Below are 13,508 nucleotides of genomic sequence, written 5' to 3'. Positions count from 1 at the left end.
TCCATCTGCGCCGCACCCGTGATCATGTTCTTGACGTAGTCGGCGTGGCCGGGGCAGTCGACATGGGCGTAGTGACGGCTCTCGGTCTCATACTCGACATGCGCGGTCGAGATCGTGATCCCGCGCGCCTTTTCTTCGGGCGCACCGTCAATCTGGTCATAGGCCCGGAAATCGCCGAAATACTTCGTGATCGCCGCCGTCAGCGTCGTCTTGCCGTGGTCAACATGGCCAATCGTGCCAATGTTCACATGCGGTTTGCTGCGGTCAAACTTTGCTTTTGCCATGGATAGGGCACCCTTTGTTAGTGGGCCGTCTTGACTGGCCCGAAATGACACGCGCGCCAGTTACCGAAGCACGCGCGGAAAATCAAGCCGGATCAGCGCGAAAACCGGCAAGATGGAGTCGCTCAATCGTCTTCCGATGTCGCGGGCAGCGTGTCCGTGTCGTCGCTGTCTTGCGCGGCGGCCTCTGGCTCGGATGTTGCGGCCTCTGGCACAGCTTTCGGCACAAACCAGTCATCCTGCGTGGCAAGCCAGCGTTCGATTGCGGCAACCCCGTTTTGCGACAAGTTCTGCATCTGCTGCTCGGCGCTTTGGGTCAGGCCCGAACTGATCGCGGTTTCACCCGACAGAGATTCGAAGACGATAATACGGTGCGGCTTGTCGTTCAGCTTTTTGCCCGCGGCGTCATCCCAGACCGTGACCCCCAGGATCAGGAAGGATTTGGGCGCGGCCACCAGCGGAATGCCCGGAATTGCCAGCACATACCCCTGCACGGCAATGCCAAGATGATACAGCGTATCCCCTTGATACCGCGCGAATCGGCGTTGCAATTCGCCTTCCAGGCTGTCTTTCCAAGCGCCCGGCTCTGCCTTGCGCGAGGCCGGACCCTGCACCGCGTTCTCTTCGACGACAATCGCATGACCCAGCAGGAAATCGCCCAGTTCAGCGCGTTCATCGCCCAACTTTGCACCGCTGGCACACGCCGATAGCAGGCTTATCCCCGCGACAAGCGCCACCGCGCGCAATGATCCGACCGAAAAACGCATGGCACCGTTCCTGTTGCTTCCGACAAATCTGCAATACCTGATCGCGGGCGCGGGCGCAAACCTGCGCCGCGCGCTAGGCGAAACGATTGTCGCGCGGGAAGCCACGCGGTGCCATCCGGCCCGCGCTGGCGCGTTTGCCCAGCCATTCGGTAAGGTCCGGTTCATGCCTTGTGCGGCCCGCCGGGTCTTGCCACCGCAGCCCTTCGGCCAGCGTGATCGTGCTCAGGTCCGACAGGCCACCATCCTTGTAGGATTGCAGCCGAACGCCCTTGCCGCGTCCCATTTCGGGCAATTCCGCCAGTGGGAACACCAGCAATTTGCGGTTTTCCCCGACGCAGGCCAAGTGGTCGCCCGCGACCGCCCGACACACCAACGCGCGCGCACCGTCCTTGACGTTCAAGACCTGCTTGCCGCCGCGTGTCTGCGCAATCACCTCGTCAGCCGGAACGACAAAACCGTCGCCGGCACTGGAGGCCACAACCAGTTTGCCGCCGGGGCGATGGATGAACAAATCCACAATCGCGGCTTCATTCGGCAGATCGACCATCAGGCGCACAGGTTCGCCCATGCCGCGCCCGCCGGGCAGGTTGGCGGCCAGAATGGTATAAAACCGCCCGTTCGAGCCGAACAGAACGATCTTGTCGGTGGTTTCGGCATGAAATGCGAAACGTCCTTCGTCGCCATCCTTGAACTTGAACGCCTGATCCAGCGCGATATGGCCTTTCATCGCACGAATCCAGCCCATGGCAGAGCAGACAATTGTCACCGGCTCGCGTTCGATCATGGCTTCCAGCGGGACATCCTCGACATCCGCCGCCATCGCGAAATCGGTGCGGCGACGGCCAATATCGGTGGCCTTGCCAAACTCTGCCTGCACGCTGCGCAATTCGGTCGCGATGCGCTTCCATTGCAACCTGTCAGAGGCCAGCAGATCTTCCAGCCCCGCGCGCTCTTTCAGCAATTCGTCGCGTTCGCGGCGCAGTTCCATCTCTTCCAGACGGCGCAAGCTGCGCAACCGCATGTTCAGGATGGATTCGGCCTGAAGCTCGGACAGTTCCCCCTCGCCCTTGGGCGGGGACACATAATCTTTCTCAGAGGTGGCGCGGATGAAATCCCGCCCCCAAACCTCGCGCATCAACGCCGCGCGCGGCCCTTCGTCATAGCGGATAATGTCGATCACCCGGTCAAGGTTCAGAAAGGCGATAATGAAACCTTCCAACACTTCCAGCCGGTGGTCGATCTTGTCCAGCCGATGGCGCGAACGGCGTTGCAACACATCGCGCCGGTGGTCCAGAAACGCGCGAAGAACCTCGCGCAACGAACACACTTTGGGCGTCACCCCGTCGATCAGCACATTCATGTTCAGGCTGAACCGGGTTTCCAGATCGCTGTTCTTGAACAGCATCCCCATCATCAATTCGGGATCGACCGTGCGGGATTTGGGTTCCAGAACGATGCGCACGTCATCCGCGGATTCGTCACGAACATCCGCCAGCAGCGGCACTTTCCGGGTCTGGATAACTTCTGCCAGTTTCTCGATCAGGCGCGATTTGGGCACTTGGAACGGAATTTCCGTGACAACAACCTGCCATTGTCCGCGCCCCAGATCCTCAATTTCCCACCGTGCGCGCAAGCGGAACGCGCCGCGCCCGGTGGCATAGGCGGTGCGAATCGACTCCACCGGTTCCACGATAACGCCACCGGTGGGGAAATCTGGACCGGGAATCAACTTGACCAAATCGTCATCGGGCAAATCTGGTGTCGCAATCAACGCCAGACACCCTTCGATCAACTCGTCCAGATTATGTGGCGGAATGTTGGTGGCCATCCCGACCGCGATGCCGCTGGAGCCATTGGCCAGAAGGTTTGGAAAGGCGGCAGGCAACACGATGGGCTCGCTCAGCGTGCCGTCATAATTGGGCCGGTAATCGACCGAGTTTTCGGCCAGCCCTTCCAGCAGCAATTCCGAAGCACGCGCCATGCGCGCTTCGGTGTAGCGCGCCGCCGCGGGGTTATCGCCGTCGATATTGCCAAAATTGCCCTGACCGTTAACCAAGGGGTATCGCAGGTTGAAATCCTGCGCCAGCCGCGCCATCGCGTCATAGATCGCGGCATCGCCATGCGGGTGGTAATTGCCCATCACATCGCCGGTGATCTTGGCGGATTTGCGAAAACCGCCGGTGGGCGACAGCTTCAATTCGCGCATGGCAAACAGAATGCGCCGATGCACCGGTTTCAGCCCGTCACGCGCATCGGGCAATGCGCGGTGCATGATGGTAGAAAGCGCATATTGCAGATAGCGCGACCCCAGCGCACGGCGCAGCGGTTCAGAGGTGTTCAGCTCGGGCGTGATGTCATCATCTTGGGGCATGTTCATCGCATACCCCCAAGGATGGGCTGCGTCCAGCCCCGTGCGCCCCCAAGCACGCCGATCAGCGGCGAATCTTCGCCGCCTGTGCGCGCCCGGCCCTGCGTGTCTGTTCCCACGCCCAGTGCGGCGGGATAGGCTGTTTCGAAGTTGAGAAAAGGATGAACCAATGCGCCCGATGACCGCCCTGCTACTCTGTTCTGCCCTGACCACGCCCGCCATGGCCGAAAACCAGTTGCGGGCGGTCACACTTTCGACCGCCGGGGTCGCGATGCTAGAGGCCGAAGGCCAGATAGACGCGGGCGGCCTGCGCTTGACCCTACGGCGCAGCGATATGAATGATTTCCTGAAATCGCTGCGCGTGGCGGACCCGTCGGGCGCCAGCCCCCGCCTGACACTGCCAGGGCCGGGCGGGTTGGACGATGCCTTCGCCACCCTGCCCTTTCCGCCAGAAGCCTTGTCGGACCTGACCGCGCTGATTGCCGCCATGCAAGGCGCACCGGCACGGCTGACCCGGCGCGCGGCAACACTGGAAGGGCGGCTGATGGGCACCCAGCCCACGCCCTGCGACGATGGGCGCGCGGGCTGCGTGGCCGTGTCGCTCATGGACGACGACGGGCAGATCGTGCAAATTCCGCTCGATGACGCGACAACATTGGTTTTGCAGGACGGTGCCGACCGCGCCGCATTGGCAAGCGCCCTGGATGCGATCCGCGCGCAAGGCCGCGCCAGCCGTATCGAAGTCATGATAGAGAGCGCCGACACCAGCCCGCGCGAAATTAGCCTTGGCTGGCTGCAACCCGCGCCCGTTTGGAAAACCGCCTGGCGTGCGGTCGAGGGGCCGGACGGGCTGGCACTTACTGGCTGGGCCGTTTTGGAAAACACCACCGGGCAGGATTGGGAGGCCGTGTCTTTGACATTGGCCACGGGGGCTGTGCGCGCACTGGACGCGCGTCTCTACGAGCGGACCGACGCTCCACGCGAAACGGCGCCCCAATTCGCGCCGATGCTGGCGGAAAGCGCCATGGCCCGCAGTTTCGCCGATGCCCCGATGGTAGAGGCCGCGCCAGTTACAATGACCGAAGGCGCCAGCTTTTCTGCCTACACCCTGTCCGAGCCAGTGACATTGGCCAGCGGCCAGATGCTCAGTCTGCCCTTCTTGCAAGAACAGGCCACGACGGCGCGTCTTACCCTGTATCGTGGCGGCAGTTATGCCACCCATCCGATGATGGCGCTGGAGGTCGAAAACCCCCTGCCCCTGCGCCTGCCCGCCGGAGTCGTGACCGTTTATGATGCCGCACGCGGCCATGCCGGCGATGCGCTTATGCCCGAACTGGCCCCCGGCGACAGCGCCTTGGTAGAATTTGCCGAAGACAGCGCCGTGACAATCCGTGAGGACAGGAACGAGCGCACCCGCATCACCGAAGCCACAGTGACGGATGGCGTCCTTGTGGCCCGCGAACGCGTGGAATTGACCACCACCTACCGGATAGAGGGGGCGGAAAGTGGCCCGCGCACATTGACCTTGCTGCATCCGCGCCGCGCAGGTTGGGACATGCAAACCACGGGCGGCACACAGGAACTGGACGCCACGCGCTTTAACGTGGACGCGCCGAGTGGCGACATCACGGCATTCGCTGTGGTCGAAAGCAGGACAACCAGCACCCGTTTGGCGCTGCTGGAACTGTCACTCGATGATCTGGTATATTGGGAAGGGCGGATGCCGTCGCCAGACACAATCGCAGTGTTCAAGCAACTGCGCGCCCTGCGCAACGAACAGGCCGACTTGGAAGACCAGATCGCCCGCACACAGGCTATGGAAGCGCAACTGATCGCCGATCAAGACCGTCTGGCGCGGCTGATCGCCCAATTGGGCGATGACAGCGACGCGAATGCCGAACGCCGCGAACGTGTTGACGCGATTGATACTGAAATTGCCGCTCTGCGCGCACAACGTGCAGAGCTGGAGCGCGGACTGGCCAGCACATCCAAACAACTCAGCGCCGTGCTGGGTCAGTAACGAGCGGCTTTGACCGCGCCCTGTCATGTCGCGTCAGGGCGCGGCGCAGATATCCGTGCGAGCTATTTTTTCGCAGCTTCCAGCGCCTCTATCCGGGCCAGAAGCGCCGCGTTTTCTTCGCGGGCCTTTTGCGCCATGGCGCGCACGGCGTCGAATTCCTCGCGGGTGACGAAATCGCGGTCGGCCAGCCAGCGGTCAAGCAGGCTCTTCATCGCGGTTTCCGCTTCGGTGCGCGCGCCCTGAGCCACGCCCATGGCATTGGTCATCAGTTGCGACATGTCGTCTAAAATCTTGTTGCGGCTTTGCATGGCGATGTCCTTTACAAACGCTTTTGCCTGATATGTGACCTGTCCAACCGAAACGCAAGGTTGACTTCCCCTTGCGCGCCGCGCCAGACAGTCGCAACCCTTGCCCGGATTGGACCATATGCTGACGCCGCTTGCCATTCTTTTCCCTGACCTGCGCCCCGAGATTTTCTCGATCGATATCGGTGGTTTCACCTTGGCGCTGCGCTGGTATGCGCTGGCCTATATCGCGGGGTTCCTGCTGGGCTGGTGGATTATCCAACGGCTGATGGCGCGGCCTGCGCTATGGCCGGCAAATACCGCGCCTATGGCTCCGGCCAAGGTCGAAGGGCTGCTGACATGGGTCATCATCGGGGTCATTCTGGGCGGGCGACTTGGCTTTGTGCTGTTCTATCAAGCGGGGTATTACCTTGAATACCCGTCGCAAATTCTGCGGGTCTGGGAAGGCGGCATGTCCTTTCACGGGGGCTTTGCGGGGGTTATCGTGGCAGGGCTGCTCTATTGCCGCCGCCATGGTATACCGCCGTTGCAACTGGCCGACGCAATGGCATTGGTCGCGCCCATTGGCATCGGGCTGGGACGGGTCGCCAATTTCATCAATGCAGAGCTTTGGGGACGGCCCACCCTGGCCCCTTGGGGGGTCATTTTCCCCGGCCCTGCCGCGCAAAATTGCCCGTGGGATTGGCCAAGCGCGATTTGCGCGCGCCACCCAACACAACTTTACGAGGCCGCGCTTGAAGGCGCAGTTCTGTTCGCGGTGCTGGCGTTTCTGGTTTGGCGGCGCGGCGCGTTGCGCCAACCGGGACTGGTGACAGGGGCGTTTGTGGCAGGCTACGGGCTGGCGCGCTTCACGGTAGAGTTCTGGCGACAGGCAGACGCGCAGTTCATCACGCCCGACAACCCGCTGGGGCATGTGCTGGCGCTTGGGCCATTGGGGGTCAGCATGGGGCAAGTCTTGTCCTTGCCGATGATCGTCATCGGACTGGTGCTGATATGGCGCGCGCGGCAGGCCACGCGACCGACATGACCGCGCTTGCCGACATCCTGCGCCGCCAGATCGCGGCACAAGGGCCAATCACCGTGGCCGAGTATATGGCGCAATGCCTGCTGCATCCGCGCCATGGCTACTACATAACGCGCGACCCGCTTGGGCAGGCAGGTGATTTCACCACAGCCCCGGAAATCAGCCAGATGTTCGGCGAAGTGCTGGGGCTGCTGATCGCGCAAGTCTGGATGGACCAAGGCGCGCCAAGCCCGTTTACCCTGGCAGAGCTTGGCCCCGGTCGCGGCACATTGATGGCCGACATTCTACGCGCCACCGCGAAGGTGCCGGGGTTTCAGGCGGGCGCGCAGGTGCATCTGGTAGAGGCCTCTCCCGTGTTGCGCGCAGCACAGGCACAGCGGGTGCCGGGCGCAGTTTGGCATGACAGCGCCGATACCCTGCCCGCAGATCAACCGCTTTTCATAGTGGCCAATGAATTCTTCGACGCGCTGCCCATCCGCCAATTCCTGCGCCACCCGAAGGGCTGGGCCGAACGCGTGGTGGGATTGGAGGGGGATGCGCTGACCTTTGGCCTGTCCCCCCCCGCACCGCTGGCCGCGCTGGACGACAGGCTGGACCAAACGCCAGAGGGCGCCATGGTCGAAACCTGCGCCCCTGCTTTGCCGGTGATCGATGCGCTCAGCACAAGGATCGCGGCGCAGGGTGGTTTCGCGCTGATCGTGGATTACGGCGATTGGGGCAGCGCGGGCGACACGTTGCAAGCCATCTGGCGCCAGCAAAAGGACGCACCGCTCGCCCATCCGGGCGAGGCCGACCTGACCGCGCATGTCGATTTCCGCGCGCTCGCCGCTGCCACGCCATTGGCCGCCACACCCTTGACCCCGCAAGGCGCATTGCTGGCACGTCTTGGGATCGCGCAACGCGCCGAAACTTTGGCGCGCAACCTGACCGGCGCGGCACTCGAAAGCCACCTGGCAGCATATCGGCGCTTGACCGAGGCCGCGGAAATGGGTCAGCTATTCAAGGCGCTGGGGCTATACCCCCAAGGCGCGCTGCAACCGCCCGGTTTTGGACAGGTGACGTGACACTGGAAATCATCACCTCTGATGCGCTTGCCCCCTTGCGGCACGGGTTCTTTACCCGGCGTGGCGGGGCGTCTTCGGGCATTTTCGCGGGGCTGAACTGCGGCCCCGGATCATCCGACCAAAGCGACTCTGTGCGCATGAACCGTGCCCGCGTGGCCGACGCCATGGCCTTGGATAGCGGCGCGCTTGTCACCGTGCATCAGGTTCATTCCGCCGACGTCGCCAGCATCAACGCGCCCTTGGCCGATGTAGACCGCCCGCGTGCCGATGCCGTGGTGACAGCCACGCCGGGGCTGGCGCTGGCGATCCTGACCGCAGATTGCCAGCCCGTGCTGTTCGCCGACCCGCAGGCGGGCGTGGTCGGTGCAGCCCATGCCGGATGGCGCGGTGCGATAGATGGGGTGCTGGAAGAAACCATTGACGCGATGATCGCCCTTGGCGCCACGCGCGAGGGGATCACGGCGGTCATCGGCCCCTGCATCAGCCAACGCAATTACGAGGTGGGCCAAGAATTTCTGGAACGCTTCATGGATGAAGACCCGGACCATATGCGGTTTTTTGCCAATGGCGAGAATGGGCACTACCAGTTCGATTTGCCCGGTTTCGGGCTGGCCCGGCTGCGCGCGGCCGGGGTCGATGCGCATTGGACCGGGCATTGCACCTATGCCAACCCGGCGGCGTTCTATTCCTACCGCCGGTCCTGCCACGAAGGACAGGCGGATTACGGACGGTTAATCTCCGTGATCCGGCTTTAATCAAGTCCTTGGGTAAATTCCGACATAAGCGCATGCACCACGGCGCGCAAAGCCTCTGACGCGTCTGCGCCATCCTCTACGGCACGCGCATAAACCGCGCGTTGGCGTTCGGAACTAGTGCCCTGCGCCACGATATCCTGCGCCCCGCGCAATTCGTTCAGGCAGCCCAGCGCCATAGCGTCGGCATCCAGCAGTTCGATCAGTTCTGCCACCAGTTCGCCCATCGGAACCAGCGCCCCGCGCCCGATATCCAGCAAACCTTCGCGCGGGCCATAGCGTTGCGCGCGCCAGCGATTCTCGGCAATCAGGAAGCGGTCATAAATCCGCCAACGCTGGTTACGGCGGCGCAGCTCCACAAGCATCCGGGTAATGGACTGCACCATCGCGGCAATCGTCAGCGTATGCTCCATAATCGGCATGACGTCGCAAATCCGCGATTCGATTGTGGGAAATCGCGCCGAAGGCCGAATATCCCACCAGATTTTCGAGCTATCTTCGATCAGACCGGCATCGATCAGCATATCGACCGAGCGGCGATATTCGGCATAGGCGGTGAATTCCGGCGGCAGGCCCGTGCGCGGCAGGTTGTCGAACACCGACAGCCGGTAACTGTTCAGCCCCGTATCCTGACCGCCCCAAAAGGGCGAGGAGGTCGAAAGCGCCAGCAGATGCGGCAAGAAATAGCTGAACTGGCGCATGATATCCATGCGCAGGTCATCATCGGGCAGGCCGACATGCACATGTGTGCCGCAGATCAGCATGCGCCGCACCACCCCGCCCAGATCGCGCGCAAGGTCGTTATAGCGAGGCTTTTCGGTGTGTTTGCGCGATTGCCAATCGGCAAACGGGTGGCACGACACCGCCAGCGGGGCCATGCCATACTCCGCCGCACAGGCCGCAATCGTGCGGCGCAAATGGCCAAGATCCGCGCGTGCTTCGGCGATATTGGCGCAAACGCCGGTGCCCACTTCGATCTGGCACGCCAGAAATTCGGGCGAGACCTGGTCCCCCAGCGCACGGCTGCAATCGTGCATCAGCGCGTCCGGCACATCGACAAGCGCGCAGGTTTCAGCATTGACCAGAAGGTATTCTTCTTCAATGCCAAGTGTGTAATCGGGTGCATCCATAGCGGCCATGCTGCCGCGAAAACCGCGCCCGCGCAAGAAAATGCTGTGGCACTGTCGCGCGCGGCGCGGTAGCGAGATGGCATGATCCTGAATGCCCGCCTGCCCTTTGCCCCATGGGTGGACTTCACCCGCCGCCGCCTGCCCGGTGTGATGCCGCTGGCGCGCGCCGACTGGCTGCTGATTTCAGACAGCTACGCGGCGCAAATGGCAGAGCGCGCGCGGCTGCTGACAGAGCGCCCCGCCGATGTGCTGGCCTGCCTGCCACAGGCCCAAGCGGCCGCTGCCGAATTGCTGGACGCGGTGTTGCACGATCTGCCTGCGCTTGGCTTTACCATGACACAGGGCCACGCCACCTGTCCCGATGGCCGTGCTGTCGCGTTGGACCGCGATCAGCCGCTGCGAACACTCGGCCTTTTGTTGCAAGAGGATTTCTGCATCTTGCAAAAGCCAGAAGGGGCAGTCGAACACATATTGACCGGCGCGGTGCTGTGCTTTCCGTCTAGCTGGACCTTGTCGGAGAAACTGGGCAAACCCTTGCTGCGCATCCATATGCCGGTGGCCAGCTATGACACCCAGATGGGCGCGCGGGTGCAACGCATGTTCGATGCCATCCGCCCAGAGCAGCCGCTTTGGCGTGCCAACCTGTTGCGCTACACGAACCCCGCGCTGTATCAGCCAAGGCCCGAATTCGCCCCAAAGGACAAGCGCGATGGTGGGGATTTCATCCGCTCGGAACGGCAATGTCTGCTGCGTTTGCCAGTCAGCCGCACCGTGGTGTTTTCAATCCATACGGCCCAGATAAATCGCAGCGATCTGCGCCCGCAGGAAGCGCAGGCGTTGGCCCGGATCGAGAGCTAGCGCAGGCGCAGTCCAGATGACAAAAGCCGCGCCCGTTCTGACGGTGCAATGACAGGGCCGCGCAAGCTGGACGCGCGCGCGCGCAGCGCCGCAGCGCGCGCTTGTGGTGCCGCGGCAAGGCTAACCGGCAAAACATCATCCGGGCGCGCGGCTTGGTCAAGCAATCCCGAAATCGGCACAAGGCGCGGCGCGTTGCCCTGTGCCTGCCGCTCTGCGGGCGGCAAGTCAGGGCTGGTCACACAGGCGGCAAGCCCAGCGCAAAGGCATAAAATCAAGGTTGCACGGCGCATGTCAGTTACCAATTCCGAGACACCAACACCCTAGCCCCGGAATGATCCGAGGCGCAAGGCGATCTTGCCCTACGCCCCGCCTTTACGTCATCTGGCCTTGCGTCAGTAATGCTCGAACACGATTTGAGTTTCGCAAGTGCCCTGACCGAACCTGCCCGCCCAAATCGTGTAATTTCCGCTTTGAGCATGTGCCAGTTCCAGCCCGGCATTCCAGCCAAACCCTGCAAGGTCATCCACAAACTGCCACTGGTCATTGGGATCGCGTATCAGAAGGGTCGCATCACAATCAAAGCCATTGGCCCCATCATCTGTGCGAATCCGTAAGCGATTATTATCCCAGTTGCCGGTATCATTATCATACTTCAGCACCATAAGCGGCGACGCATTGAAAAAGCCAAGGCCGTCGCTGCGGCAGTCCCTCAGCGACGTATTGCCACCGACATTGCGTGTCATCCGGATCGGCCCACCCCACAGGTCGCTATTCCCCAGCATCAGACGCTGTGCCGGATCGTTGGGCTCGAAGCACCCAGCTTGCACACCAAAACCGGTCAGATTGTCCACGCCAATGCGCGTGCTGGCGTCCGCCAACCAACGCGGCGGCGTTGGTTGGCCGGGGGTCGCGGCAAGCCTCATGTAGGAAATCCCAAAGCCCTCGTCGGAAACCACCTCTGCCGTGTTTGCCGCAAACCCGATGGTAACCGTTGGCGTCGGGGCAAAGACTTGGACAGTCAGCCGCCAGACTTGGTCAGCCCACCCATTTCCGTCAAAGTCGATACTATCGTTTTCAAGGTATAAGCGCGTGCGCACACGAACCTGAGAGGTATGCAGGTCGTGACTGCGGTCACGCTGATGAAGACCCCATGGCCGGTGCGCGAACACCTCGAAGGCGAACACTTCGTCATTCACGCTCAGGATCATGGCCTCACCTTCAGGATGGGTCCAATCAGGGTGATAACCGTCCCAAGACCCAAAAAGCACAAGGCCGAATTCGTATGTCGCCTCTGTCATTTCCTGGCTGAAGGTGTTGGTAAATGTCAGCGGCGCGTGGCGGGTTTCATTCCCGAAAGGCCCAAGATAGGTTCCCAGGGCTGAACTGCCAGAGCCGTTATTGACCGCTTGCGTCGTCTGCGTGCTGGACCAACCGGGATTCACACCGCTGGAAAAATCGGTCGCAACCACATCAACGGGATCAGCGGGGTCATCCGGGTCAACCGGATCGGCATCCGGGTCTGCAACAGGCTCGGGCGGCGTGCCGTCAAATTCATCTGCATCGGGGGGCGCCGCATCCATCGCGCCTTCATAGTTGATGAAGGGCGAAAAGCGCGGGCGAACGACCGCAATCGGGCTAAGACGGGTGTTTTCCAGAATGTCGAAGCCAAGAAACACGCCACGCAACGGTGTTTCCCACATCGTGAAACTTTCCACCAAGATCAGGGCTTCGCCCGGCATGACCGGAGGGATGCGATTATGCAGGTCGTTATTGGGCATCTGCGTAAAGCCCGCGACAAGATCGGTGCCGTCCTCGCCATCCATCAGTTCCCGAAGGGTGCCCATGTCGCCGGCTGACATCAGTTGAAACGTGTTATCGGGCAAAGCATTCATGCCGCGCGTGCCATAGGACCACAGGACCAGCGGTTGGTCGGTGTCCCGGTCCCAGACAACAGATGTGATGCGCAAGCGCGATGTCTGACTATCCGCGATAAGGAAGTCATAAACATCATTCATTCCTTCCAGATAGGCATCGTCAACAATCGTGGTTGTGCGCGAAATTGCATCGGCAATATGCAGTGCTGCGGCCTGTGCCTGTGTGCGGGCGCGATAGGCATCGTTGAAGATCATGGTTGCGAAAAACGCCCAGATCAGCAGCGGCACCACCAGCACCAGTTCGACGGTGACAGCGGCGCGCGAGTCCGCCGTGAATTCACGTATAGAGCGCAAGCCTCTCTCAAGCAGGTTCATTGACGAAAACTCCCCGTGAAACGACGACATACTCACCATCTTCATTGATCGGCATTGCGGTGAAAAAGCCCGTCAACCGAATGAATGGCTCGGCGGCGACACAGGTGCGGATCAGCATCAATTCCTGCGCGCTACCGCCAGAGCCGACACTGAACGCAACAGAGGGCGTCAGGTTCAATTCGCGGTTCACACATTGCACCGTGGGCGTCAGCCCGGCGAAGGTGCTGGTGTCGATGGGCTGCATTTCCACCGCGATATTGTTAATACAATCCGGCAGCAGCATGGTGCGTTCGCAGATGAGCTGCGCCATCGTCACCGATCCGTCATTCGGCACACGCCCAAGCCGCACCTCGCGCACGGCAAGGTCAGTGGCGCGGTCCAGCATGACTTGGCGCAACATGGAAACGCCAACATCGACCGAAGCGAAGAACAGGCTTAACAGAAAGGGCACGATCACGACAAATTCAACCGTAACGGCACCGTCTTGTCTTTTTGCCCAAGCCCGGAACGAATTGATTTTAAACTTCATAGTCTTACCCATCTATTCCACACACGCGGAAATCCGAGCGCATGGACCAGAATTACAGATGATTGCGGCAAATTTTGGCAAGGACCGTGTCGCGTTGGCGGGTCATGCGCCACATTTGGCGGCGCGGCACCCCACAGGACACCGCGCCGGATGATCCGTCT

General features: G+C 61.7%; 13 protein-coding genes. 5 read left to right on the top strand and 8 right to left on the bottom strand.

Annotated features, from left to right (window positions below):
- The 3 genes from M3N55_RS09345 to parC all read right to left on the bottom strand — a co-directional run.
- A partial coding sequence (locus M3N55_RS09345; protein WP_249058260.1) for a GTP-binding protein occupies positions 1-284 on the bottom strand: 284 nt, incomplete at its 3' end.
- A 122-nt stretch (positions 285-406) separates the two neighbouring features.
- A complete protein-coding gene (locus M3N55_RS09340) occupies positions 407-1,048 on the bottom strand; it encodes a hypothetical protein (RefSeq protein ID WP_249058259.1) in 642 nt (213 codons plus the stop codon).
- A gap of 73 nt (positions 1,049-1,121) precedes the next feature.
- Complete coding sequence (parC, locus tag M3N55_RS09335; RefSeq protein ID WP_249058258.1) at positions 1,122-3,425, bottom strand: DNA topoisomerase IV subunit A; 2,304 nt, start codon at positions 3,423-3,425, stop codon at positions 1,122-1,124.
- A 160-nt stretch (positions 3,426-3,585) separates the two neighbouring features.
- Between parC and M3N55_RS09330 the strand changes: the two genes are divergently transcribed.
- Positions 3,586-5,436, top strand: a complete 1,851-nt coding sequence (locus M3N55_RS09330) for a hypothetical protein (RefSeq protein ID WP_249058257.1) — start codon at positions 3,586-3,588, stop codon at positions 5,434-5,436.
- Between the two features lie 62 nt (positions 5,437-5,498).
- Here M3N55_RS09330 and M3N55_RS09325 read toward each other — a convergent pair whose 3' ends face one another.
- Positions 5,499-5,744 carry an accessory factor UbiK family protein gene (locus tag M3N55_RS09325; protein WP_249058256.1) on the bottom strand — a complete coding sequence of 82 codons (246 nt, stop codon included), beginning with the start codon at positions 5,742-5,744 and terminating at the stop codon, positions 5,499-5,501.
- A gap of 118 nt (positions 5,745-5,862) precedes the next feature.
- On the opposite strand from M3N55_RS09325, the gene lgt reads away from it, so the two are divergent.
- Genes lgt through pgeF form a run of 3 tightly spaced genes read left to right on the top strand, consistent with a single transcriptional unit; the run spans position 5,863 to position 8,584 of the window.
- Positions 5,863-6,768 (top strand): prolipoprotein diacylglyceryl transferase, encoded by a 906-nt coding sequence (lgt, locus tag M3N55_RS09320; protein ID WP_249058255.1) that lies wholly within the window; start codon positions 5,863-5,865, stop codon positions 6,766-6,768.
- Entirely contained in the window at positions 6,765-7,829 is a 1,065-nt protein-coding gene (locus M3N55_RS09315) for a class I SAM-dependent methyltransferase (protein ID WP_249058271.1), read from the top strand. The genes lgt and M3N55_RS09315 overlap by 4 nt, the downstream gene beginning before the upstream one ends.
- A complete protein-coding gene (pgeF, locus tag M3N55_RS09310; RefSeq protein WP_249058254.1) occupies positions 7,826-8,584 on the top strand; it encodes a peptidoglycan editing factor PgeF in 759 nt (252 codons plus the stop codon). The genes M3N55_RS09315 and pgeF overlap by 4 nt, the downstream gene beginning before the upstream one ends.
- Here the strand turns inward: pgeF and M3N55_RS09305 are convergent.
- Positions 8,581-9,711, bottom strand: coding sequence for a carboxylate-amine ligase (locus tag M3N55_RS09305; RefSeq protein ID WP_249058253.1), 1,131 nt, complete (start codon positions 9,709-9,711; stop codon positions 8,581-8,583). The genes pgeF and M3N55_RS09305 overlap by 4 nt on opposite strands.
- Positions 9,712-9,792: 81 nt before the next feature.
- On the opposite strand from M3N55_RS09305, the gene M3N55_RS09300 reads away from it, so the two are divergent.
- Complete coding sequence (locus M3N55_RS09300; RefSeq protein ID WP_249058252.1) at positions 9,793-10,569, top strand: heme-dependent oxidative N-demethylase family protein; 777 nt, start codon at positions 9,793-9,795, stop codon at positions 10,567-10,569.
- Here the strand turns inward: M3N55_RS09300 and M3N55_RS09295 are convergent.
- From M3N55_RS09295 to M3N55_RS09285, 3 genes are all read right to left on the bottom strand, one after another.
- Positions 10,566-10,859, bottom strand: coding sequence for a hypothetical protein (locus M3N55_RS09295; protein WP_249058251.1), 294 nt, complete (start codon positions 10,857-10,859; stop codon positions 10,566-10,568). The two genes, M3N55_RS09300 and M3N55_RS09295, sit on opposite strands and share 4 nt — an antisense overlap.
- 102 nt (positions 10,860-10,961) lie before the next feature.
- On the bottom strand, positions 10,962-12,818 hold the full coding sequence (locus M3N55_RS09290) for a hypothetical protein (protein ID WP_249058250.1): 1,857 nt from the start codon (positions 12,816-12,818) through the stop codon (positions 10,962-10,964).
- Complete coding sequence (locus M3N55_RS09285) at positions 12,805-13,347, bottom strand: TadE/TadG family type IV pilus assembly protein (protein ID WP_249058249.1); 543 nt, start codon at positions 13,345-13,347, stop codon at positions 12,805-12,807. Before M3N55_RS09285 ends, M3N55_RS09290 begins: the two co-directional genes overlap by 14 nt.
- Between the last annotated feature and the right edge of the window lie 161 nt (positions 13,348-13,508).

This window comes from Roseinatronobacter domitianus, from assembly GCF_023336755.1.
Lineage (GTDB): Bacteria > Pseudomonadota > Alphaproteobacteria > Rhodobacterales > Rhodobacteraceae > Roseinatronobacter > Roseinatronobacter domitianus.
The sequence above is the reverse complement of the archived record's forward strand: the minus strand, read 5'-3'. Positions and strand labels throughout refer to the sequence as shown.